Origin of the sequence: Pedobacter nyackensis (assembly GCF_032678475.1) — a bacterium.
Classification (GTDB): Bacteria; Bacteroidota; Bacteroidia; order Sphingobacteriales; family Sphingobacteriaceae; genus Pedobacter; species Pedobacter nyackensis_A.
Genome location: NZ_JAVTSF010000002.1, coordinates 309,652 through 333,224 on the forward strand (window position 1 = coordinate 309,652; position 23,573 = coordinate 333,224).

Annotated in this window: 15 protein-coding genes; 13 read left to right on the top strand and 2 right to left on the bottom strand. The window is 39.1% G+C overall.

Translation table 11 applies throughout. The features are described 5' to 3' along the window. Positions 1-49: 49 nt before the first annotated feature. The 12 genes from R2Q84_RS08875 (at position 50) to R2Q84_RS08930 (ending at position 20,400) form a co-directional block, all read left to right on the top strand. Positions 50-736 carry an RNA polymerase sigma-70 factor gene (locus R2Q84_RS08875; RefSeq protein ID WP_316816186.1) on the top strand — a complete coding sequence of 229 codons (687 nt, stop codon included), beginning with the start codon at positions 50-52 and terminating at the stop codon, positions 734-736. Between the two features lie 81 nt (positions 737-817). Then, a complete protein-coding gene (locus tag R2Q84_RS08880) occupies positions 818-2,008 on the top strand; it encodes a FecR family protein (protein ID WP_316816187.1) in 1,191 nt (396 codons plus the stop codon). Positions 2,009-2,192: 184 nt separating this feature from the next. After that, a complete protein-coding gene (locus R2Q84_RS08885; RefSeq protein ID WP_316816188.1) occupies positions 2,193-5,561 on the top strand; it encodes a SusC/RagA family TonB-linked outer membrane protein in 3,369 nt (1,122 codons plus the stop codon). Between the two features lie 11 nt (positions 5,562-5,572). Next, entirely contained in the window at positions 5,573-7,099 is a 1,527-nt protein-coding gene (locus R2Q84_RS08890; RefSeq protein ID WP_316816189.1) for a RagB/SusD family nutrient uptake outer membrane protein, read from the top strand. Positions 7,100-7,180: 81 nt separating this feature from the next. Further along, positions 7,181-8,380, top strand: a complete 1,200-nt coding sequence (locus R2Q84_RS08895) for a thioredoxin family protein (protein ID WP_316816190.1) — start codon at positions 7,181-7,183, stop codon at positions 8,378-8,380. A 31-nt stretch (positions 8,381-8,411) separates the two neighbouring features. Further along, on the top strand, positions 8,412-9,572 hold the full coding sequence (locus R2Q84_RS08900) for a TlpA disulfide reductase family protein (protein WP_316816191.1): 1,161 nt from the start codon (positions 8,412-8,414) through the stop codon (positions 9,570-9,572). 59 nt (positions 9,573-9,631) lie between these two features. After that, positions 9,632-10,168: a hypothetical protein gene (locus R2Q84_RS08905; protein ID WP_316816192.1), complete on the top strand. Its 537-nt coding sequence runs from the start codon at positions 9,632-9,634 to the stop codon at positions 10,166-10,168. Between the two features lie 271 nt (positions 10,169-10,439). Further along, positions 10,440-12,053, top strand: coding sequence for a histidine kinase (locus R2Q84_RS08910; protein ID WP_316816193.1), 1,614 nt, complete (start codon positions 10,440-10,442; stop codon positions 12,051-12,053). 151 nt (positions 12,054-12,204) lie between these two features. Next, on the top strand, positions 12,205-14,838 hold the full coding sequence (locus tag R2Q84_RS08915) for a zinc-dependent metalloprotease (protein WP_316816194.1): 2,634 nt from the start codon (positions 12,205-12,207) through the stop codon (positions 14,836-14,838). A 28-nt stretch (positions 14,839-14,866) separates the two neighbouring features. Then, positions 14,867-18,223 carry a SusC/RagA family TonB-linked outer membrane protein gene (locus R2Q84_RS08920; RefSeq protein ID WP_316816195.1) on the top strand — a complete coding sequence of 1,119 codons (3,357 nt, stop codon included), beginning with the start codon at positions 14,867-14,869 and terminating at the stop codon, positions 18,221-18,223. A gap of 11 nt (positions 18,224-18,234) precedes the next feature. After that, positions 18,235-19,560 (top strand): RagB/SusD family nutrient uptake outer membrane protein, encoded by a 1,326-nt coding sequence (locus R2Q84_RS08925; RefSeq protein WP_316816196.1) that lies wholly within the window; start codon positions 18,235-18,237, stop codon positions 19,558-19,560. Between the two features lie 87 nt (positions 19,561-19,647). Then, entirely contained in the window at positions 19,648-20,400 is a 753-nt protein-coding gene (locus R2Q84_RS08930; RefSeq protein WP_316816197.1) for a LytTR family DNA-binding domain-containing protein, read from the top strand. A 4-nt stretch (positions 20,401-20,404) separates the two neighbouring features. Here R2Q84_RS08930 and R2Q84_RS08935 read toward each other — a convergent pair whose 3' ends face one another. Both R2Q84_RS08935 and truA read right to left on the bottom strand, forming a co-directional pair. Beyond that, positions 20,405-22,174, bottom strand: coding sequence for an ABC transporter ATP-binding protein (locus R2Q84_RS08935; RefSeq protein WP_316816198.1), 1,770 nt, complete (start codon positions 22,172-22,174; stop codon positions 20,405-20,407). A gap of 2 nt (positions 22,175-22,176) precedes the next feature. Continuing rightward, positions 22,177-22,953, bottom strand: a complete 777-nt coding sequence (gene truA, locus R2Q84_RS08940; RefSeq protein ID WP_316816199.1) for a tRNA pseudouridine(38-40) synthase TruA — start codon at positions 22,951-22,953, stop codon at positions 22,177-22,179. Positions 22,954-23,042: 89 nt separating this feature from the next. On the opposite strand from truA, the gene R2Q84_RS08945 reads away from it, so the two are divergent. Further along, positions 23,043-23,507 (top strand): DUF4293 domain-containing protein, encoded by a 465-nt coding sequence (locus R2Q84_RS08945; RefSeq protein ID WP_316816200.1) that lies wholly within the window; start codon positions 23,043-23,045, stop codon positions 23,505-23,507. The last annotated feature ends 66 nt before the right edge of the window (positions 23,508-23,573 follow it).

Genomic DNA, 23,573 nt, shown 5'->3' on the forward strand with positions numbered 1-23,573 from the left:
AATTTTTAGCACCAATTGTCATTAAAAAATACCAACATCTTCTTGTCTTTTGAAGAGCACACTTATTTCTTTACCTTTACGCTGGGAACGAAATTCAGTCCATACCGACCTGAGGCATAAAATGATGCGTTTAAAGCAAGAAGTAACTTTTAATGATGAGAAAAACCTTTTACACCAAATCTCAACTGGTGATGCGAAGGCTTTCAGCATTATTTTTCATCGCTATAGTCCCAAAGTTTATGTTTATGCCTTAAAAATTGTTAAATCTGAAAATCTTGCGGAAGAGATTGCACAGGAAGTATTTGTAAAAATATGGAACCTTGAAGCCCAATTAACACAAATTGAAAATCTGGACGCCTACTTAAGGGTACTCACCAGAAATCATACCTTAAAGGTACTTAGGAGATTAGCGCTGGAGGTAAAAACAAACCGAATGATAGCACATGATTATCAGGAAGAGCATAATGAAACTGAAGAATATATCATATTCAAAGACTCGGAAAAAATCTTAAACCAGGCTATTGAAAAATTACCTACCCAACAGAAGCTTGTTTATACCCTTTGTCATCAGGAAGGACTGAAGTATGAAGAAGTTGCTGAAAGGCTGAATATTTCTAAACTAACGGTGAAAACGCATATGCAACACGCTTTACGTTTTCTTCGCAATTACGTAAGCACACATACAGACATTGCAACGGTAGTTATTCTTATGACTTTACTAGGCGAGAAACATTAATTATATTTTTTTTCAATTCCATTACTCCTACCCGCTTTCTTATGGGTCTTTATAATAAAGGGAGCCTAAACTAATATACCCATGAATGCCAGATTAGCACATTTGTACCAACGATACATTGACAATACCTGTACAGCCGCCGAGCGCGAGGAGTTGTTATTAATCGTAGCAGAAGACCCTGAAAATGAGCTTATACCAACTTTAATGGATGGCACATGGGATCAGGTTAACTCAGAAAAATTAGTATTCCCTGCAGAAGACGCCGTACTGTACAACATACTGACACATCATCAAGAATCCACTATTAAAAAAATCTCATGGTACCGTTATGCTGCTGCAATAGCTGCAATAATTACCGTGGTAGTTTCGGGAATCTATTTCTATCAGAACAACACCAACACTTCATTGATTCAGTCTAAAACTGCTGACATCCAAGCTGGTAAAAACAGGGCAACTTTAACGCTTTCAAATGGCAAAGTAATCAATCTCGACAATGCAGCAAATGGGGAACTCGCTGAACAATCCGGGCTAACAATTACAAAAACTGCAGACGGACAGATTTTATACAATATAGCAGCGTCTACAGAAAAAAAGAACCTTGCTTCAAATGAACTGGCATTCAATACCATAACCACTCCACGCGGTGGAAAGTACCAGATTAACTTGCCTGATGGCAGTAAAATATGGCTTAACGCAGCCTCCTCTTTAAAGTACCCTATAACATTTGGCGAAGATAAACGCAAAGTTGAATTAACAGGGGAGGCATATTTTGAAGTAGCCAAGGCATTTATAAATGAAGATAAAGGCCTTCGGAAACCTTTTGTCGTAAAAACAGACAAACAGGAAGTCGAAGTTTTGGGTACCCATTTTAACATCAACAGCTACGCAGATGAAAACCGGACTAAAACAACACTATTAGAAGGAATTGTACGCGTAACATCCTTAGGTGGTCAACATACTTCATCAATTTTAAAACCGGGACAACAAACAACATTAATTAACAATAGCCTAACCACCGATGCTGTAGATGCAGAAGAGGCAATAGCCTGGAAAAACGGTTATTTCCAATTTAATGAGTCTGACCTTGGAAGTATCATGAGACAATTATCACGTTGGTACGATGTAGATGTTGTATTTGAAGGACGATCACCCACTGATCTATTTCACTTTAGAGTACCAAGGGACCAAAGCCTCATGGAAATATTGAAAATATTTGAGATTAACGGCATTAACTTAAAAATAGAAGGGAGAAAGCTTATAGTAAAATCGTAATAAAGTAGATTTTACTCTGAAGTAAAAAATCCGGAAGTGTTTCGACCACCTCCGGATAAATGTTCCGGGTAAATAAAAATGAATCCTGATAGACCGCATTAAATTATCAACCAAATCGGGCGTTTGTAACTGAATCTCTTAAATCAAGGGAAACAATACCGCCACGACTAAACCTAACAAAAATATGAATAAAATTTTAGACGCATTAAGGGTCATGAAATTAATTATATGCTTACTGATTATAAGTTTCCAGGCTAGTGCTGTTGCATTTAGCCAAAGTATTAGCTTGACTGAAAAAAATGCAAGCATAGAAAGTGTAATTAAAAAGATCGAGCAACAAAGTGGCTACTCCTTTTTCTACAAAGTAGACTTGCTAAGAAACAACGCTTCGAAAATAAGCCTCTCATTGAAAAACGTAAGTATAGACCAGGCCTTACAACAAACGCTAAGTAACCAACCACTAACGTTCGTAATTGTAAACAAAACGGTTATCATTAAGCAAAAAGCAGAAACGAGTACGCCTGAAGCTAAAAAGCCCGTACGTGGCAGGGTAACGGATGGGAAAGGTCCGTTACCAGGGGTATCCGTTAAAGTTGACGGCACCAATCTCGTAAGCATAACCGATGCAAATGGTTATTTCACCTTAAACCTGACTCCAGGCACCTATCGCATCATTTTTAGTTATGTAGGATACGAAACCAAACGTTTCGAGAAAGTGGTAAGCGAAGGTACTGATGCAGACATCAACATAGTTTTAAACCCTGTAATGACACAATTGCAGGAGGCAGTAGTAGTTGGCTACAGCACGAAAAAAGCCAGTGAAGTGACCGGTGCACTACAAACTTTTTCAGCCAAACAACTGGAAGGTGTAACCAGCAACAACATTATATCACAACTAAAAGGAAAAGTTGCCGGGATGTACATCACCGAGCCTTCAGGCGATCCAAACAGCAAATCATCTTTCGTGGTACGCGGACAGGGTACATTACCTATTCAAAGCAACTTACGTGTTACGAATAACCTTAACCCGTTAATTGTAGTAGATGGGATCATTTATCCTGATGTAGCTTATCCAAGTGATATTGTTTCTTCGACCGATATAGAAACGCTTACCCTATTAAAGGACGCAGCATCCACAGCGATATATGGCTCACGCGCCAGTCAGGGTGTATTGGTTATTACAACAAAGAAAGGCGTTGCGGGCAAAGCGAAACTTGACATTAACAGCAGCTTTGGTATAAGTCAGCGTTATGCCGGAAAAATTGAGTTTATGAATTCGCAAGAGTTGTATGACTACCAGCGCAAGATGTTAATAAACTCTTTCAAGTTAAAAAACGAGGGGTTAACTGAGGAGAGTTACCTTGCCAAGTATCTACCTTCGACATCGGTTTTAGGCACTTATACAGATTGGAATAACCAAATATACCGGGATGCACTAAATAAAACAGTAGATATCGGCTTATCAGGCGGAACAGAAAAAACACGCTATTATTTTGGTGGAAACCACTATGAAGAACAAGGTCCTTTAAAAGGAAATGATTTGCAGAGAAATAGTGTGAAACTAAATCTAGACCATAACGTTACCAGCAAACTGAGTCTGAATGCCAACATTAGTGCCATATTTGATAAAGGGAACAAGAGTCCGGTTGGCAGTCTTAACCCGCTGTACCTGTTACCGTGGTTTACACCTACCAATGACGATGGAAGCCCTAAAAAAGTGCTTGGAGCAGATGTATTGAGTAACACTTACCAGAATCCACTTTATGATTTACCGTATAACAGCAATATTACCACAACTCAGCAGGTACTTGCCGTATTTGCTGCTAAATACAAAGTGTTTGATTGGTTAACTTTATCTTCTAACAACTCTTACAATACTACATTTTTAAACACAGATGTTTATGAGGACAGATTGTCTTTAACTGGCCTTGCCGACAAGGGTAGAATGTCACAGACCAAAACGAAATCAAATTCGTTCATGACTTCCAATCTGATCACCGCCCGCAAGCAATTCGGTCTGCATACTGTAGGCGGTTTGGCTGGCTTCGAATACAACCGGAACAATTCAGAATTCAATGCACTTGCAGTTAAAAATATACCGACTGGAATTAAAGTTCCGTCAGCTGCTGCTGAAGTGTGGAACACATACTCAGGTAAATCCTTTATGGGAGAGAAATTTGCAAGAGCTGCCTATTCAGTTTTCTCTGAGGGCAACTATAATTATGATGACCGCTATTTTGCAAATGCATCATATAGAATGGATTACTCTACCAACTTTGGGATAGACAACCGCGACGGTCATTTTTATTCGGTAAGCGGTGCATGGTTAGCTTCAAATGAACAATTTTTACGAGGCAATAAATACCTGACTACATTAAAATTAAGAGCGAGTTATGGAACCAGTGGAAAAATTGCCGGTGAGGATTTTCTTACTGAAAGCTTTTACAACTTTGCTTATCAATATAACGGTGACCCGGCAGGTATCATTAACCAGCTTGGAAACAGGCAGATTACCTGGGAACGTGCCTATGTACGAAATCTAGGAATAGATATGGGCTTGTTTAACAGAGTTACACTATCTGCCGATTTTTACAGGAAACGCAATACAGATTTACTTCAACTAGCAGCTACTTCTGCACTAATGGGTGTACCCAAACAGTATCAAAATATCGGGGCCATGGTAAATAATGGTGTTGAGCTTGTACTCTCAACCCAAAATCTAACAGGTAATTTTACTTGGGAAACCAGTTTTAACATTACATTCAATAAGAATAAAGTAACCAAGCTAGATGGAGGATCATTAAAATATGGATACGCAGGTGTTATTAAAGAAGGTGAGGATATCAATACCGCACATGCCATTAAATGGTTAGGTGTAGACGCTCAGACCGGTCAACCTCAGTTTGAACGTTTGGAATTTGATGCTGCGACCAACTCTTACGTGAGCAAAATCGTAAATACAGTTGATGAGGTAACATTAGGTTTATCGGGAGATGTTCTGGCGGCCCAATACCAGAACGTGGGGACTACCGCACCAAAATATTATGGTGGTATGCTCAATACATTTGGTTACCGCAATTTTGAATTATCTGTTTTACTGAACTTCGCTGCCGATTATGTAGTATATAATAATTCAAAAAATACATACTTTTCTTCAGAGGGAAATAATGTATTGAAAAACAACCAGATCAAACCTGCAAAAGGGCAGGTAGTCTGGGAAAAACCTGGGGATATCGCTACAGAACCTATGATTTACCGTGGACGTTTAGATGGGGCCGGTAGTAGCAGTTCTAGATTTTGGGAAGATGCCAGTCACATTAGGGTGCGCAATGTACGTTTGAGTTATGCTTTACCAACAAAACTGATCAGTAAAGCAAAATTAAACCGCGCAAACGTTTATCTGAGTGGCGATAACCTTTTCATTTTTACTAAAAAGAGCTTTTCCGGGACAGATCCTGAAGGTGGCCTTGCCGGCGATATCAACAATTATGGGGTGAGTGCCGGTTACGGTGCCAGCCGTAAGTACCTATTGGGTTTACAATTATCATTTTAATGAAGCAGACAATGAAAAAGTACATACTATCCGTATATATATGTTTTGCAGCAATTGTATTGTTTGGCTGCAAAAAAGCAATTGATGAAAACATCAGGCCTTTTAATGATAAGGCCGATCAGGAACTTTTAACCACGCTAGATGGACTAGGGCTTGCAACAAATGGTAATTATGCATTACTGGTTACTCCAGCGGCCGGTGATGCTCAATACAGTTTATCCTGGTATAACTTAAGTGAATTAAAAGGCAACAACTTACTTTCAGTTGTACAAGCTTATCCTCAAACCAGAAACGACGGTTACATTTTTAATAACTCACCGAGTCAGGGCCCAACAACCGCCTTCTGGAGGATGTCTTACCGTCTCATATTTGGTACGAATAAAGTTATTGAAGCCATAACTGACGGACAGGGGGCTGCTTATGATCAGCTTAAAGGGGAAAATTATTTCCTTCGGGCATTGACCTATTTCAATTTAGTAAGAGTGTATGGCCGCCCATATTATCAGAACAATTCATCTGAACTTGGGGTTCCTTTATCTTTAAGTTCACTGGTAAATAAGGATTACAAACCAAAACGCAATACAGTAAAAGAAGTTTATGAACAGGTGATTGCAGATTTAGAAAAAGCTGCTGCTTTAATGAATCAACCGCGGACGGGCAATCCAAACAATTATGCAAGTAAAGAAGCTGCATGGGCATTATTATCACGTGTATATCTTTACATGGGTGGTACACCAGCAGCACCACAGAATGACTACAATGCCAAGGCTGTTGAGTATGCGGACAAAGTAATCGGCTCGCCTAACTATACCTTGTTGCAAGGTGCCAGCTATAGCTCATCGTTTGCTGTAGATAGCAAAACAAACAAAGAATTTATTTTCGCATTCAGACATGATAATGCCAATGGTAATGAGATCAATGATTTTCTGATACCAAGAGATGTCTGGGGTAACCTTAGCCAGGGGGAGTATGCCGCATCACCCGATTACATTGCAATACTAAACCAGAATTCCACCGACCTGAGAAAGAATTTTGTAACGCTTGAAAATGATAAAAGAATAGCTTTAGCAGACAAAAGCAGGTATACGATCAATAAATTTAACTATCAACAGATTAATCCTCCGGGTGGCTTTGAATACAGTTCAAAAAGCAGAAGTGCAACACCTTATCTCCGCATTGCTGAGATGTACCTGAATAAGGCTGAAGCTTTAGCTAAATTAAATAATACTTCCGATGCCTTAACTGCGCTTAACGAGGTGAGAACAAGGGCGACGGCAGCGGCATGGACCACAACAAGTCTTGCGTCAGCAAATATGACTGTTTTTCAGGCTGTTCTTAACGAACGCAGACTGGAACTTGCCTGGGAAGGACATTCTTCGTATGATAACTTCCGCAATGGTTTACCAATGGTTAGAAATTACACTGACTATTTCAACAACAGTGCACTTACAATTCAACCGGAAGACAAACGCGTGGTGTATCCGTTACCTCCATCAGAAATTCAGTTTAACCCTAATTTGGACCAAAATCCATTGTAACAATACAAATCCGGGCTGGCAGTCGGCCCGGGTTTATGCTAAATTCCGCTCAGAATAGCAAAAAGAACTAAGACTAACAGGATGAAAAAACTATTAACCGGACTAGCCTGCATTGCAGTCTTATCTGCTTCCGCCCAGAACCGCGAGATTGCATTTAAAGATGCGGATTGGAAAACACAGCTTGCGACAGCAAAAAAAGAAAACAAGCTCATTTTTTTTGATGCTTACACCAGCTGGTGTGGGCCGTGTAAAATGATGGCTAAAGATGTCTTTACAAAAGACAACGTAGCAGACTTGTTCAATAACACCTTTCACAACGTGAAATACGATATGGAGAAAGGGGAAGGACCTGCATTAAAAGATAAATATGGGGTAAGTGCCTTCCCTACTTACCTTTTTATTAATGGTGATGGAGAAATAGTGCATAAAATTGTTGGTAGTATGCCTGCCGCAGAATTTATGGAAGAAGCTGGCAAAGCTTTAAAGCCAGAAAGTACAGCATTCGGACTGGCAAAAAAATTCAATAGTGGAGACCATTCAGAAGCTACTACCGTAGCTTACCTGGAAGCGCTTGAAAAGGCTTATGAATCAGATAAGGTCGGGGTAGTGGCAAAAGTGTACTTTGATGCCCTCCCTAAATCAGCGCTTATGGATGGAAATAACTGGAACCTGGCGCTTAAATACCTTAGTAATCCTTCATCGGAGGCCTTTGCCTATATGTATGCCAATAAGGGTGAATTAGAAAAGAGATATGGAGTTGATAAAACTAACATGTATTTTGAACGTACATTTAATTCTTCCGTTTACGCAGTGAAGAGGTCATATGAGAAAAAGACTAATCTGAAAGAGGCTAAAGAAATCATTGCAGCCATCAGAAAGCTGCAGGCAAAACCTACAGCCAACGCCGAAAATATGCTTGCACAGCTAGATCTTATTGAATATGCTGCAGCCAATAAATGGGATAAATTCTGCGCAAAAGTGGGTGGAGTAATTGATAAGGACGACTTCCCTCGTAAATCAGGTTTTGTTGTCATGGCGGCAAATGACGTTGTCACCGCAGCACCTGTAAAATATAGCCATGAAGCTATTAAATGGGCCAATGAATTAGAGAAAAATAATCCTGACCTATTTACCAGCATCCAGCTCGCCGACCTCAGGAAAAGGACATTTAAAAAGCAAGGGAAAACAGCAGAAGCAGAAGTAATGGCTGCCAAAGCGCAGGACTTAAGAAAAGAGGCGATGCAGAAAAAGCAGATGACCCCTCCAATGATGAAAGATTAAAAATTAACTTAAATACATAATACACAAGACCATGATTAAAAAAGGTTTAACACTGGCATTTGCCCTGATGTTAATGGTGAGCAGTAGCTTTGCCCAAAAAGGAAAAACAGTAACTTTTACTGGTACAGTTAAATTTCCTGATACAGAGAATAAATACCCCATTTACCTGGGTAAGTACGAAGGTGAAGGATTTAAAAGAGCCTTTAAAGCGATAGATAGTACCAAGCTTGATGCAAACAACAACTTTTCGTTTAAAGTTCCGGCCGACAAGCCAGATTTCTATCAGGTAAGAGTTTACTATTTTGACCGCATTGACTTCTGGTCAGAAAATGATAACATCCATGTTAACGTAAGAGGTATCGATACCGCTAAAATGAAAATCAAAAACCCTCCTTACATTTATATGGAAAATACATCTGCGGCAAATGACGTAATCAATGATGTTAACCTTGCAAGCTATCTAAACTACCAAAACATGATTGCAGTAAGCCAGGAAATGTACAAAGCCGGACTCGCGAAAGAGCCTAAATGGATCGAGTATATGAAAAATGGTTATGATGCACTGAGCAAAGACATGGATTTCAGGATCAAATATCTGGTTCACAAATACAGAGATCAACCTTCAGTATTATATGCTTTAAACAACTTAAGCACTAAAAGGGATCAGGAGCTGATTATGTCTACCCTTGATAATCTAATCAAGAAATTCCCTAATCTTGCACAGGCTAAAGAAAGAAAAAAAGAAATCCTGAATGGTATAGCTCAGGCTGCAAAAATTGCGGATGGACAAAAAACACCTGATTTTGCTTTCCCTGACTTAAATGGTAAAAAATGGGGTCCAAAAGATTTCAGAGGAAAATACCTGATCATCGATTTCTGGGCTTCATGGTGTGGTCCTTGTCGCCAGGAAATTCCTCATTTAAAAGAGGTATATAAAAAATATAAAGATCAAGGTCTTGAAATATTATCTGTATCAGTAGATGCAAAACCAGCTGCATGGAAAAAAGCTTTGGACGAAGAGCGCATGACATGGCCACAGATCAACGCGGTAGAATCTAAACCTGTAATGGCAGATTACCTGTTTAGCGGAATTCCTTATCTTGTTGTTGTAGATAAAGAAGGAAAAATCGTGGAGAAAAATGTTCGCGGTGAATCATTAGATAAAGCCATGGAAAAAATATTTGGCAAGTAATAATTAATAGGGTCAGACAGATATTCCTGACCCTTTTTTAAAATAAATAACTAAAGAAAATGAAGAAGATAATATTATCCCTGTTACTCCTAACCAGCTTATCTGTAGTTAAGACTTATGCACAAATGGAGGCCGCCCGAAAGGTTAAATGGGACATCGAAAAAAGCATAGACGTCAATATGGAAATGGATCTGGTATGGGACGTCTTCAACAACAATGAACTTATGAAAAAAGCTTCGAATGGCTATATAAGTGCCATAGAGGTTATAGATGCGAATATGCCTATTTCCAGAAAGGTTATCTTTTCAAATGGTAGCAGTCGTTTAGAGAATATTACTCAGAACGAGGCGCACAATAGACTGATCGCAATAGATTTTGTTGATAGCAATTTGCCTAAAGGGATTAAATCGGTACAATATGTGGTATACATTAAAGCTAAAGATAGCCAATCGAATGTGATGTGGAGAGTCTTGATTAAAGGTGACGAAGACGCTAAAAAGGCTTTGATGGCACAATTAATGGTTGAATTTGACAGCTATGCCGCTGGTTTTGATAAAATGACAAAAAAAACAATTCCTGCCGCTCGTATGAACTAACAAAGAGAGACCGTACCATAAAAATGGTGCGGTCTTTTTATATCTGGCCACTACAGGTCAAGCCAATTTCTTACATTCTGTTGTATTACTTAAAGTATAAAAAAGGCTCTTTAAACTGCCTTTTCTGTTACTCAAAGCTCTCAAACAGGTAAATAAGACGTATTGACACCTATCATATACCTACGATATACCTTCTATATACCTATGAAGTACCTGTTAACCCAAAGCCAATCCTACACCACGCCTGAGCTTTTTCATTATCTTTGCTGCAATGAGATCTCCAATATACAGTTCCAGGTATTTTATTGTGATAGGTATATTTATATTCCTGTGCTTTACCGGGATCTGGTTTTTCATGTCGGGGAAGTTGACCAAACACACGGAACAAATCAGTGTTGAATTGGCAACAAAAAACTACGAGCTTAAATCCAATATCATTCGCAATGAGTTCTATAGTTTCATAAAGGGAATTGATAACCTGGAAACACTATTACCCGGAATCCGTTCAAAAAATGAATTCATAAAACAGGAGAAAATCGCAGCAGCACTTTTACTAAGTCACCCCAACATCAACAAAGGCTGGTATGCTATTATCAGTCCTACTGACACTGTTTACAAATCAATTCAAAAAAACAATAATCTCTATAGCAGTAGTCCGATTTTAAGCCATCAGAAAACGTGGGCCAGACAAGAACTGTTAAGCCCTGACTCCGCTCGTCGGGCAGGTAAAGTTGTTACAATTGCCGACACATTGCATTGGCTCGTTTCTTCAAAACATAAACTTTCAAATACGGAAGAACTCATTTTTGGCCTCGATATTAACCTCAAAGAACTGCAACATTATTTATGGGGCGTAGATGCGAAGGGGCGTGCATCTGCATTTGTAATAGATGAAAAAGGGTATTATGTGACCAATCCCTATGAGCAATTAATTGGCACTAAAATGGAGGATCCCTCAAAGCTATCTGCTGAAAGAATCCGACTTAACGACAGTGTCAGCAGTTACGAGTTTGTGATCTCCCCTATTTTAGAATTGCCTGTTATTCGTTATTACACCCCATTGAACATCGCCTCAATGAAATGGACAATGGTTATTGACACTCCTGTGTTAGTGGTTGACGAAGATACAAAGGCTATAGAAAAATACCTTATGGTCATGTTCATCTCTGCTACATTCATTATACTGTTCCTGATTGCCTGGGCACAAGCCAAATGGCAAAGGGAATTCATGCTCCGACAGCAAACAGAAATGAAGCGTCAGGAATTATCCATAGAAAAACAGGCCTTAAGCCTTGTTACCGAACGACAACAAAAAGATAATGCCCTTCTTCAATTGAATTCATTGAAACAAAAGGTAAACCCACACTTTCTTTTCAACTCTTTAAGTTCACTAAATGCGTTGATTGAGAAAAGTCCGGAGCTAGCTAAATCTTTCGTTATCAAGCTATCAAAAGTATACAGGTACGTACTGGAATCGTACCCAAATGGTCTGGTTACGGTTTCGGAAGAACTCCAATTCGTAAATGAATATTTCTTCTTAATGAAAATAAGATTTGGTGAAGCACTAGAACCGCTGGAAATTAAAATTTCCACAGTTCACATGGAACAAAGCATTCCCTTTATGAGCCTACAAACCTTGATAGAAAATGCTGTAAAACATAATATGTTATCCAAAGAAAAGCCGCTTAAAATCAAGATAGAAAGCATAGGGGAGCATATTGTGGTAACTAATAACCTGCAGTTGCGCAAAGATGTACGAGACTCGGGCAAACAAGGCCTAAGCTACCTACAAAGTACTTATGCTTATTTTGGTACCGACCAATTTAAATATGGTGAAGAAGACGATGTTTATAAAGTCTATCTCCCTGTCTTAAAGACGATCTGATAAGAACCCACAACTAAGCCTCGCGTTTAACAATGTTATAACATCTATTTAACATTTTCTTCACTCCTTAAAACTGCGCCTTCACCCTATTAATTGTACAGGCTCACACGCTACAATTTCATAATCAGCAAACATTCAGGCATTTTAGATTATGATTTTAAATAAGACTTCGTTTATAGCTTTATTTATTCTTATCTCAGCGATTGGTATAAATGCACAAACTCCTAAAAAACTTCCTAAAGTTACAACCAAAAAAGTAAGTACTGATTCTCTAAAAAAGAAAACCGATCAGGACACTACTAAAAAAAACACTTTAAAAGACTATAAATCACTTTTAAAGAACGCAAAAACAGTTAATGGTATTTTCAAAGTACACCAGGTAGAAACTGACTATTATTTTGAAATCCCATTTAAATTGATGGATAAAGACTTCTTATTGGTCAATAAAATTTCCTCAGTCCCTCTTGCTATCAATGAAGCCGGTGTAAATAAAGGCATGAATTACGAAAACAAAGTTATTCGTTTTCATCCCAATAAAATCGCAAAAACGGTATGGGTAAAAACCCATGTACCACAGGTAGAGTCTCCCGCTGGTGACGCCATTACCCAATCGGTAAAAGACAATTTTGTAGGTTCTGTTATTGAATCCTTCAAAATAGAAGCTTATTCACCTGATTCCTCAGCGGTAGTCATTAAAGTAAACAAGGTATTTGATGGGACAGAAAAGAGCTTCAACGATGTTTTTAATGGTATAGGCCTGGGAACAAGTCCAAAAGTAGCCCTATCCGCTATTGAACATATTAAGAGTTTCCCGCAAAATGTAGTGGTACGCTCCCTGTTGAGTACATCAGTTACAGAAGGGCAAAGCACTATTGCTATTAGTGTGGCGGTAACAACAAATTTATTGTTACTCCCTGAAAAGCCAATGAAACCGCGCTTTGGAGATGACAGAGTTGGTTATTTTTCTACACCAAGGTGGTATTTTTCAGACAAACAACAAAAGTTAGAAACCAGGGAGCTGATTACCAAATGGAACCTTGTGCCTAAACCGGCAGATCGTGCACGTTACCTGAAAGGTGAATTGGTAGAGCCTGAAAAACCTATTATCTATTACATCGATCCTTCTACCCCAAGACAATGGGTCCCTTATATTGTGGATGGCATTCATGACTGGCAAAAAGCTTTTGAGGCCGCAGGTTTCAAAAATGCAATACAAGCAAAATTGGTTACTGATACAACGGACTTTGATGGAGATGATGTCCGTTATTCAGTTGTCACCTATGCTGCTTCGCCTAAATCAAATGCGATGGGTCCATCGGTAGTAGATCCCCGTTCAGGTGAGATTCTGGAATCAGATGTAATCTGGTGGCATAATGTAATGACTTCTTTGCAATATTGGATGCGTGTACAAACTGGTATTATTGATACAGGTGCCAGAAAAAACAATTTTAGTGAAGAACAGATGGGCCATGCGATTCGTTTTGTATCATCGCACGAGATTGGACACACACTGGGTTTAAAACACAACATGGGATCATCTTTTGCCTACCCGGTAGATTCATTACGTTCAGCTAACTATACGGCAAAAATGGGTGGTACTGCTCCTTCGATTATGGACTACGCCCGGTTTAACTATGTTGCACAACCAGAAGATAAAGTAACCAACATTACACCACAAATAGGTGTATATGATAAATATGCAATTGCCTGGGGTTACCGCTGGTTAGATACACAAGATCCGCGCAAGGATCTGGAAATTCAAAAAGAGTGGATTGCAAAACACAAGAACGATCCTTTGTATCACTATGGCGAACAACAAAGTTCCTTAAACGTGGTAGATCCAAGAGCACAATCTGAAGATCTCGGTGACAATGCAATGAAAGCTGGTGAATATGGCATAAAAAACCTAAAACGTCTGGTACCACAAATATTGAGTTGGTGTGCCGAACCGGGTGATTCTTATTACCAGGCTGGGAAGTTATACATGGCAACTGTTTGGCAGTGGAATACTTATGCCGACCATGTGATGGCCAACATTGGTGGTTACTACCTGGAGAATCCTGTGGCAGGCGATAGCAAAAAGGCTTATACGCCTGTGCCAAAGGCCATACAGCAAGATGCGCTTAATTATCTGAAAAAAGAAATATTTAACCTTCCTGAGTGGCTGTTTAACCCAGAATTGTTATCAAAAACCTTTGCTATAAAAGATACCCCTCTCGGACCATTTGAGTATGGGCCTTACAACCTGAAACGCGAACAACAGTATGGTTTAATGTACAGCCTTGTTGGTGATGAACGTTTGTTGAGGTTATTGGAAATGGAATCTATTTATGGAAAAGACAAAGTGTATACAGTTTCACAATTGTTAAAGGAAGTAAGAGAGACTGTTTTTAAGCCAACGTTAAATGGCAAATCGTTGTCACTGGATGAGCGTATGACTGAACAGAACTATGTCGACGTATTGTTGGTAGGTACCGATAAATTAATGGAAAAAATCAATAAGAAAGCACTGTTACCACAAGCTGTATTCAAAAGTAACCTACCGGAACTATGTGATCTAACTCCTCGCGCCTTTAAAGAAGAGCCGGAAAGTCAAGGAAATGAACTTAGAAACATCCATGTAAACTCCATGACCAGAACATCAGATATCGCTTCTGCCAAACGTGGTGAGCTTCTTAAAATCCTTAACCTACTGGAAACCAACAAGCGAAGAGGAGACTCAGAGACGCAGAATCATCATATAGATCTCATTTTGAGGATCAAACAAAGCTTAAAAATCAATTAAACGATAAACTATCAATAATTTTGCACGAATGAACAAATTTTTAATATTTCTGTTTCTGCTCTCGGCTGGCTTTAAGGGCTTTACCCAGGAACAAACTACAGTTACCGGAACGGTGCTGTCGGAAGATGACGGAAAACCAATTCCAGGCGCGTCTGTCTTTGTAGATAAATCAGGTATTGGAGAGCAGTCAAGCCCGGGAGTAATCCAGAATTCAGTGATCGGTGCGATGACGGACGTAGATGGACATTTTACGTTAAAAGTTCCTGTGGGAACTACCTACTTAAAAGTGAGCTACCTGGGTTACGTTACTGCAACAGTAAACATTACCAATAAAACCAAGATTACAGTTTCTCTGGCCAATGACAATAAAGTCTTGAACGAAGTCATTGTAAACGGCTATACAGACATTTCGAAACGTAAAAACACAACTTCGGTAGCGAAGTTAGATTACGAGAAAGTTCGTCAGAGTGGCGTATCAGGTGTTGATCAAATGTTACAGGGGCAGGTTGCAGGGGTCTCAGTAACCAGTTTGGGAGGGGGGCCTTCATCTGCACCAAAGATCCGTATCAGAGGTACCGTTTCATTAAATGGTTCGCAAGATCCACTTTGGGTATTGGATGGTTTGCCTTTAGAAGGAACAGATCTTCCGAAGAACATCATGGATAAAGACAATATCGATCAGTTACGCAATTTACCAATCTCAGGTATCAACCCTGATGACATTGCCGACATTACCATTTTAAAAGATGCCGCTGCTACTGCAATTTATGGTGCAAGAGCTGCAAACGGGGTTATTGTAATTACTACAAAAAAGGGTAAAAAAGGTCCAATGGCAATTAACTTTAGTGCGAACTCCTTTATTGCACAAAGGCCTGACTTCAGCAAACTAAACCTGATGAATGCTGAAGAGAAAGTTAATTTCGAACTGGGACTGGCTGCAAGACCAGATCTTACTTATAGAGATAATTTAGGTGCAGTTGCCAGACTACTTAATAAAACAGGTGAACTAGCGGCTTACCGGACAAATGGTTTTTCAGGACTCTCGGCCAGTACACAAGAGCAAATCAATGCTTTAAAAAACAATGGTACTGATTGGGGAAAAGAACTTTACCAGTCTGCAGTTAACCAACAATACACACTAGGCTTATCTGGTGGAACTGATCAGGCTAACTATTACTTTTCCGGAGGCTTCTACAATGAAAAAGGATCCACTATTGGGACAGGTTTAAAAAGATACAACACAACTTTAAAAACCGACTTTCAGATTTCACCTAAGTTAAAAGTAGGCGCTGCCTTATTTGGATCTGTAACCAACCAGAATAACTATTTAACAGAGGTGGATGCTTTTACAAGCCCTTCACGCTATGTAAGAAATGTAAACCCTTACTTAACGGCAAGAGACGCAAACGGAGCTTATATTTATGATCCTGATATACATGGCACTGCAAACTTTAGTGGTGATGTATATATCCCATTCAATATCCTTGAAGAACGCAGCAACACACGGTACACCTTGAACAACAAAAGTTTCAAAGGTATATTCGATGTAAACTACAAAATCTTTAAAGACCTGAATTTCCGTTCAGAAATGGGCTTGCAGTTTGAAGAAAATGGCTCTGAGAAGTATGGCAGTGCCGACACTTATTTTATACGCAAAATGCGTGAGGGTACAAGGTTTTATAATTCTGTTACGAAGCAAAACGAATACTTCCTTCCGCAGGGTGGTGTAATTCAAAATGGCAATACTTCATTTTTCCAATACAACTGGAAAAATATATTTGAATACAATAAGGTAATTAACGAAAAACATGAAATTGAGGCTTTAGCCGGGGCAGAACTCCGCAGAACTAAAAATGAAGTCATCAACACCAAAGGATTCGGATTTAACGACCGCACTTTGACGAACCAGAATATTATATTCCCTAATGCGGATGCAGCAAGCAACTCTTTGTATAGAGGATACCAGAAAACCTGGAAGGAAAATGCTTATGCTTCATTCTTTGGTACACTTTCCTACACTTATGACAGGAAGTATACACTTTACGGAAGTGTTCGTTATGACGGATCTGATCTATTTGGGGTAGATCCAAAATACAAATATCTACCCATCTACTCTGTATCAGGCGCATGGAATGCCAGTGAAGAAGATTTCATCAAAGATGTTAAATGGATCTCCAGTTTACGTGTTCGTTCTTCATATGGTATCCAGGGGAACATTGATAAAAACACAAGCCCGTTTGTTGTAGGAGAATATAAAAGTGGAAATATCTTACCCGGTGCAAACGAAGAAACTATTGTAGTTACCAGCCCACCTAATCAAAAATTACGTTGGGAAAAAACTGCAACTTTCAACGCCGCTGTAGACCTGGGTGTATTTAACAATGCGTTACAGGTAACTGTAGAATATTATAACAGACAGAGTAAAGACCTGATCGGTATTCAGGAATTACCTCTGGAGAATGGCTTCGACTTTACCAACTCTAACTGGGCTCGGGTGAGCAATAAAGGACTGGAGCTAACCATTTCGACCAGAAATATCAGCAATAAAAACTTCCAATGGTGGACAGATTTTAACATTGCTCATAACAAAAGTAAAGTTGAAAGAGAGAAAGTAAGCTTGACCTCATTTGCACCATCAAAAGAAGGTTATCCGGTAAATTCACTGTTTGTTATCAAAACTGCTGGTTTAGATGCAAATGGTATACCTCAGTTTGTGCAAAAAGATGGTAGTATTGTATCTCTGGAGAGCTTCTATAAGTTATATGATCCTTATGCGGATTTCTTCCCTGGAGAACTTTCACAAAGTAGCCTTAGCAATAAAGAATATCAGGATTTATTTACTTATGCTGGTGACCGCGATCCAAAGTATACCGGAGGACTAGTGAACAGGTTCCGATATAAGAACTTTGATTTGTCGATAGCAGCAAACTTTAACCTGGGTCAGATGGTAGTTGAAACGCCGCCATATAACCCAGCCGAATTAGATCGTGGACAGAACATGAGCAAGGTAGTGTTAAATGCGTGGAGCCCAACAAATACCAGCTCTACCCTGCCGGCTATTTTCGGTAAAGGAACTGGCGATGGCAGCAGATGGATGGCATATAGCTGGTTAATTGATGATCCGGCACATTCATATAACAACCTGGACATCTTTGCGAAGAAAATGAACTATCTGAGAATAAACAGTATGCGCTTGGGTTACATTTTACCAGCTAAATTATCCAGTAAAGTGAGAGCTAATAGTTTACGTGTGAGCGTTGAAGGCAGGAACATGCTGGTATTCGGATCAGACTATAAAGGTTATTTTGACCCGGAAACTTATGGTAATATTTATGCACAGCCAGTTACAAAAAGTATATCAATTGGCTTAAGTGCAACCTTTTAATTTTAAATCAAATGAAAAGATTAATCATATTAAGCCTTGTTCTGCTTTCATTAAGCATCAGCGGCTGCAAAAAATACTTAGAGATAGAGCCCGTTGGAAAGGTAATCCCTACCACTGTTGAAGACTTCAGGGCATTAATGACCTCTGCTTACATTGGTTTCCCAAAACATAAAGCTCTACTGGTATTGCGCACAGACGAATTAACATTGGATGAATTTGGACAAGATTTTCCAACTGTTAAAGACATTTATACCTGGAAAGATGTAAATCAGGATGGTTTAACCGCTCCCTTCCCTTACATTCAGTTTTATAAAAGCATTTTTTATGCCAATCAGGTAATTAAAGATGTAGAGGCTACAGCAGGCATTTCTGCCGAAACGGCTCAATTAAAAGCAGAAGCTTATCTTTTACGCGCCTATGCAAATTTTGAATTACTGAACCTATATGCTAAACCTTACAATAAAGCGACTGCAGGTACAGACAAAGGTATTCCACTTGTTACGATTGTAGATATCGAGCAGAAATTCCCTCAGGCTACTGTAGAAGTGGTTTATAATCAGATATTCTCTGATCTGGCCGCCGGGCAAGCTTTATTAAATGTAGACAAATGGGAAAATGGCAAAAACTATCGTTTTAGTAAAAGAGCGGCCCTTGCTTTATCTGCCAGGATTTATGAATTCAGAGGAGAGTGGGACAAAGCTTTAACAGCATCACAGGCAGTTCTGGCACTCAATAGTGACCTGGAAGATCTGAATGCCGGGGGCAGTGTATTGCCAAACAATTACCTGTCAAAAGAAAACATAATGGCATTAGAGGATGTAATGGATTCAAGAGCTTCTAATGCATCTTATATCTCAGCACATCTGCTAGGCATCTACAATCAAACTAATGATTTACGATTCGCAAAATACTTCAGTAAATCAGGATCAAGATATCGTTCCATAAAAGGGAACTCCAACGCATTAAAGATTACCTTCCGTAATGGAGAAATCTATTTAATCGCCGCAGAGTCTGCATTGCAAACGGGCAACAAAGACTTGGCATTACAACGCTTATTGGCACTAAAAGCGAAACGTTTGACGCCTGATTATTTTCAAACTGAATCAACCAGAATATCAGTTTTATCAGCGACGGATCTGATGTCTGAGATCATTGCAGAGCGTGAACGCGAGCTGGCTTTAGAAGGGCATCGATGGTATGATTTAAGACGATATGGACAACCGGAATTGACACATGTTATTGATGGGACGAATTATATTCTTCAAAAAAATGATCCCAGATATACAGTACGCTTTCCTACGGAAGCTATAGCAAATAACCCGGAATTAATGCAATAAAATCATTTGGCTTAAAAACCTGCAAACTCCGGCCTGTTTTTTCAGGCCGGAGTTTTTTTATACTTTTACATTAAATTACAAAATTTAATGAGGGTATTAATTATTGAGGATGAAGAATTAGCAGCAGATACGCTGCAGAATATTCTGATGGATATCAATCCCAATATACAAATACTAGCTGTTTTAGGCACCGTAGAAGCAGCTGTTACCTGGTTAAATAAAAATACAGCCGACCTGCTCTTCATGGATATCCATCTCGGTGATGGTGAAAGTTTTGAAATCTTTCAGCAGGTTAATGTAGATAGCCCCGTTATTTTCACCACAGCTTATGATCAGTATACTTTAAAAGCTTTTAAAAACCAGGGCATAGATTACTTGTTAAAACCATTTGATGAGGATGATGTACGTATGGCGCTTGCCAAGCTGAATACAATTCGTAAAGCATCAGAAATGCCCTTACAAAATGTACTTACCCATATTCCTCAAACTGATAAACTGCGAAACCGGTTTATGGTTAAAATGGGCCAGCTGATTAAAACCGTACAATCGGAAGATGTGGCCTATTTTATGGCAGATGACAAATATCTTTTCCTGATTACAAAAGACCAGCAAAATTACATCATAGAAGAAACCATCAGTAGCCTGGAACCTCAGTTGAACCCGGCAGATTTCTTTCGCGTCAACAGAAAATTCATCATCAATATCAATGCAATTAAAGAGATGTACAAACTATCCCGAAACCGGGTACGGGTTGTCCTTAGCCCTACTCCTGCTGAAGGTATTGAAGTAATTGTTAGTGAAGAAAGAGCCGAAGCATTTAAAGATTGGCTAAACAAATAAGCCACTAGGTGGTGATCCCACCTGAGCTAAACTGAAGATCGTAAAGCTTCTTATAATAACCATTCAGCTTAAGCAATTGCTGATGTGTCCCCATTTCTTTGATCTCTCCCTTATCCAACACCAATATCTGATCGGCCTTTTGTATCGTAGACAAACGGTGGGCAATCACGATAGATGTACGACCTTGCATCAGGTTCTCAATAGCTCTTTGAATCAGCATTTCAGTTTCGGTATCTACAGATGATGTAGCCTCATCCAGTACTAAAATAGAAGGATTATAGACCAATGCCCTGATGAATGAGATGAGCTGGGATTGTCCCGCAGAAAGTGTAGCTCCGCGTTCCATTACGTTGTACTGATAGCCACCAGGCAATCGTTCTATGAAATCGTGCGCTCCAACCTTTTTAGCTGCATCTACCACTTCTTCCATTTTTATATCAGGATTGTTAAGGGTAATGTTGTTGAAAATGGTATCCGAAAAAAGAAATACATCCTGCAGAACCGTAGCAATGTTACTCCGCAGGTAATTGAGTTCGTAGTCTTGAATTTTAACACCGTCTACTTTAATCTCTCCTTTTTGAATTTCGTAAAAACGGTTTAAAATATTTATTGTGGAAGATTTACCAGCCCCTGTAGCTCCGACAAGCGCAATGGTTTTACCCGCTGGCACCTGGAAAGAGATATCTTTTAGTACATAGCTCTCTTCATTGTAAGCAAACCATACTTTATCAAAAGAGATTGCGCCCTGCATTTTTTCGGGTACAAATGTTCCTTTGTTTTCCGTTACCTCATCTGTATCTAATACTTTGAAAACACGTTCAGCCCCAACCATTCCCATTTGCAGGGTATTGAATTTATCAGCAAGTTCACGTATTGGTCTAAACAGCATATTAATATACAGGATAAACTCTGCAATGGTACCTGGGGTCACGTCTAACGGTTTCGAAAGGATACTTCTGGAGCCATACCAAACCAGTAAGCCTAAAGAGATCGCAGAAATGATCTCGACAACAGGAAAAAAAATAGAATAGTACCAGTTGGAACGAATATTCGCATCGCGGTAACGGGCATTGATCTTTACAAATTTCTTATACTCCTGCTCCTCCCTTGCAAAATACTGTATGATGGATACACCAGAAATGTGCTCCTGCAAATAAGTATTGAGATTAGAAACTTCTGTACGGATTTCCTGAAAAGCCGATTTAATTGCTTTTTGAAAAATAGAAGTCGCTAATATGAGCAACGGCATGGGCAATAGGACCACAAGGGTAAGCGTCCAGTCTTTATACACCATAACCCCAATAATGACAATCACCATTAAAATATCTCCGATGATGACAATAAGGCCTTCAGAAAAAATCTCGGCTATAGTTTCCAGATCCGAAACTGTACGGGTAATCAATTGTCCAATCGGGGTATTATCGAAATATTTTAAACGAAGTTTGGTGATATGGTTAAATACATTAATCCGCAGATCACGAATAGCCGACTGCCCCAGGGTATTCGTCAACAGCGTGTGGCTAAATTGTATCCCCGCCTGCAATACCAATAAAACAAGCATCAGGATTGTCATAGACAACAAACCATTGTAACTCCCTTTCATGATGTAATTATCCAAAGTATGCTGGATAAGAAATGGTCTTGCAGGAGCAATCAGTGCTAACAATATGGTTAAAACAATAGACAGGACGAAAATTTTGCGGTAAGGCTTCACATATTGAAAAACTCGCTTCAATAAGCTCACATTAAACGCATCTCCTGTTATTTTAGACATATTTATTTTACGAATGGATAAATTACATTTACTAAATACAAACCACAGGCTGGAACAGACTGTCCGGCATTGCTTCTATTCTTACTTTCAATAATCTCTTTAAACTGTGCAAGGCTAAGTTCTTTTTTACCTACCCTGATCAGTGTACCGACAATTGCACGTACCATATTTCTTAAAAACCTGTCAGCCCTGATGGTAAACTGCAGACTTCCATCCTTCCTTTCAAAAAAAGCTTCTGTAACTTTACAATTATTGGTAAAGGTTTGTGTATTTGATTTACTGAAACATGAAAAATCGGTATAGGTTAACAATAACTTTGCAGCTTCGTTCATAAGTTCCATGTCCAACTCACCTTTGTACAACCAGGAACGATTCAGTTTAAAAGGATTTTTATGAAAATGAATATGGTAGTGATAAGCACGTTCGGTAGCACCAAAACGTGCATGAGCATCATCATCGACCTCAAAAACACGTTTAACGGCAATTTGATAAGGTAATAAAGAATTTATACCGGTTACTGATCTTAGCGGATCCGGTACTTTTACAACTGGCTCCCCCTCTGTCGTTGCAATTTCGGCCTGCAAATCAAAATGTGCGTAGAATTGCGTGGCGTGTACACCACTGTCTGTACGTCCACAGCCCAGTGTAACAACTGACTGTCTGAAATAAACAGACAAAGCTTTGTCCAGACATTCCTGTACAGTGAAAGCATTTGGCTGTATTTGCCAGCCGTGATAAGTGGTGCCGTCGTACGACAATTCGATAAAATACCGTTGCATATTCAAGAGTACAAAATTATCTTTTTAATCGGATATCGGATTGCTAAGTATCTGTGTTTTGATATATTTGTGGAAATTATTAAACTGATATGATACAAAGAGTGCAATCTATTTGGCTTTTACTAGCAGCATTAACCTTGATCTGCCTGTTTTTTTTACCATTACTAACAAAGAGCGTAAACAATACCGAATATCAATTATATATAGACGGACATCATCAGACGGTAAAAGAGGCAAATGGAACAAGTATTTCGACCACACCTATAGGCGCAATGATCTTAAACGGAGTATCTATTTTATTATGTCTTACCTGTATTTTTCAATTTAAAAACCGTCCAATGCAAAAACGATTAATCATGATTAACATGATACTTATCATCGTTACAGCAGTATTATCAGCTTTAAATGCGTCCTTATTTCCGGGAGGAATAACAGGATCTTCTGTCCATTTGGGTTCTTCTTTATTCCTTTTTGCCCTCATATTTTGTATGCTTGCAATACGTGGAATTAGAAAAGACGAGCAGTTATTAAGGTCGGCCGACAGGCTCAGATAATTAATACTCTGATTTTTATTTAGTTACGAATCAGTAAAATACCAAAAAATAAACTTACCTTTGCGG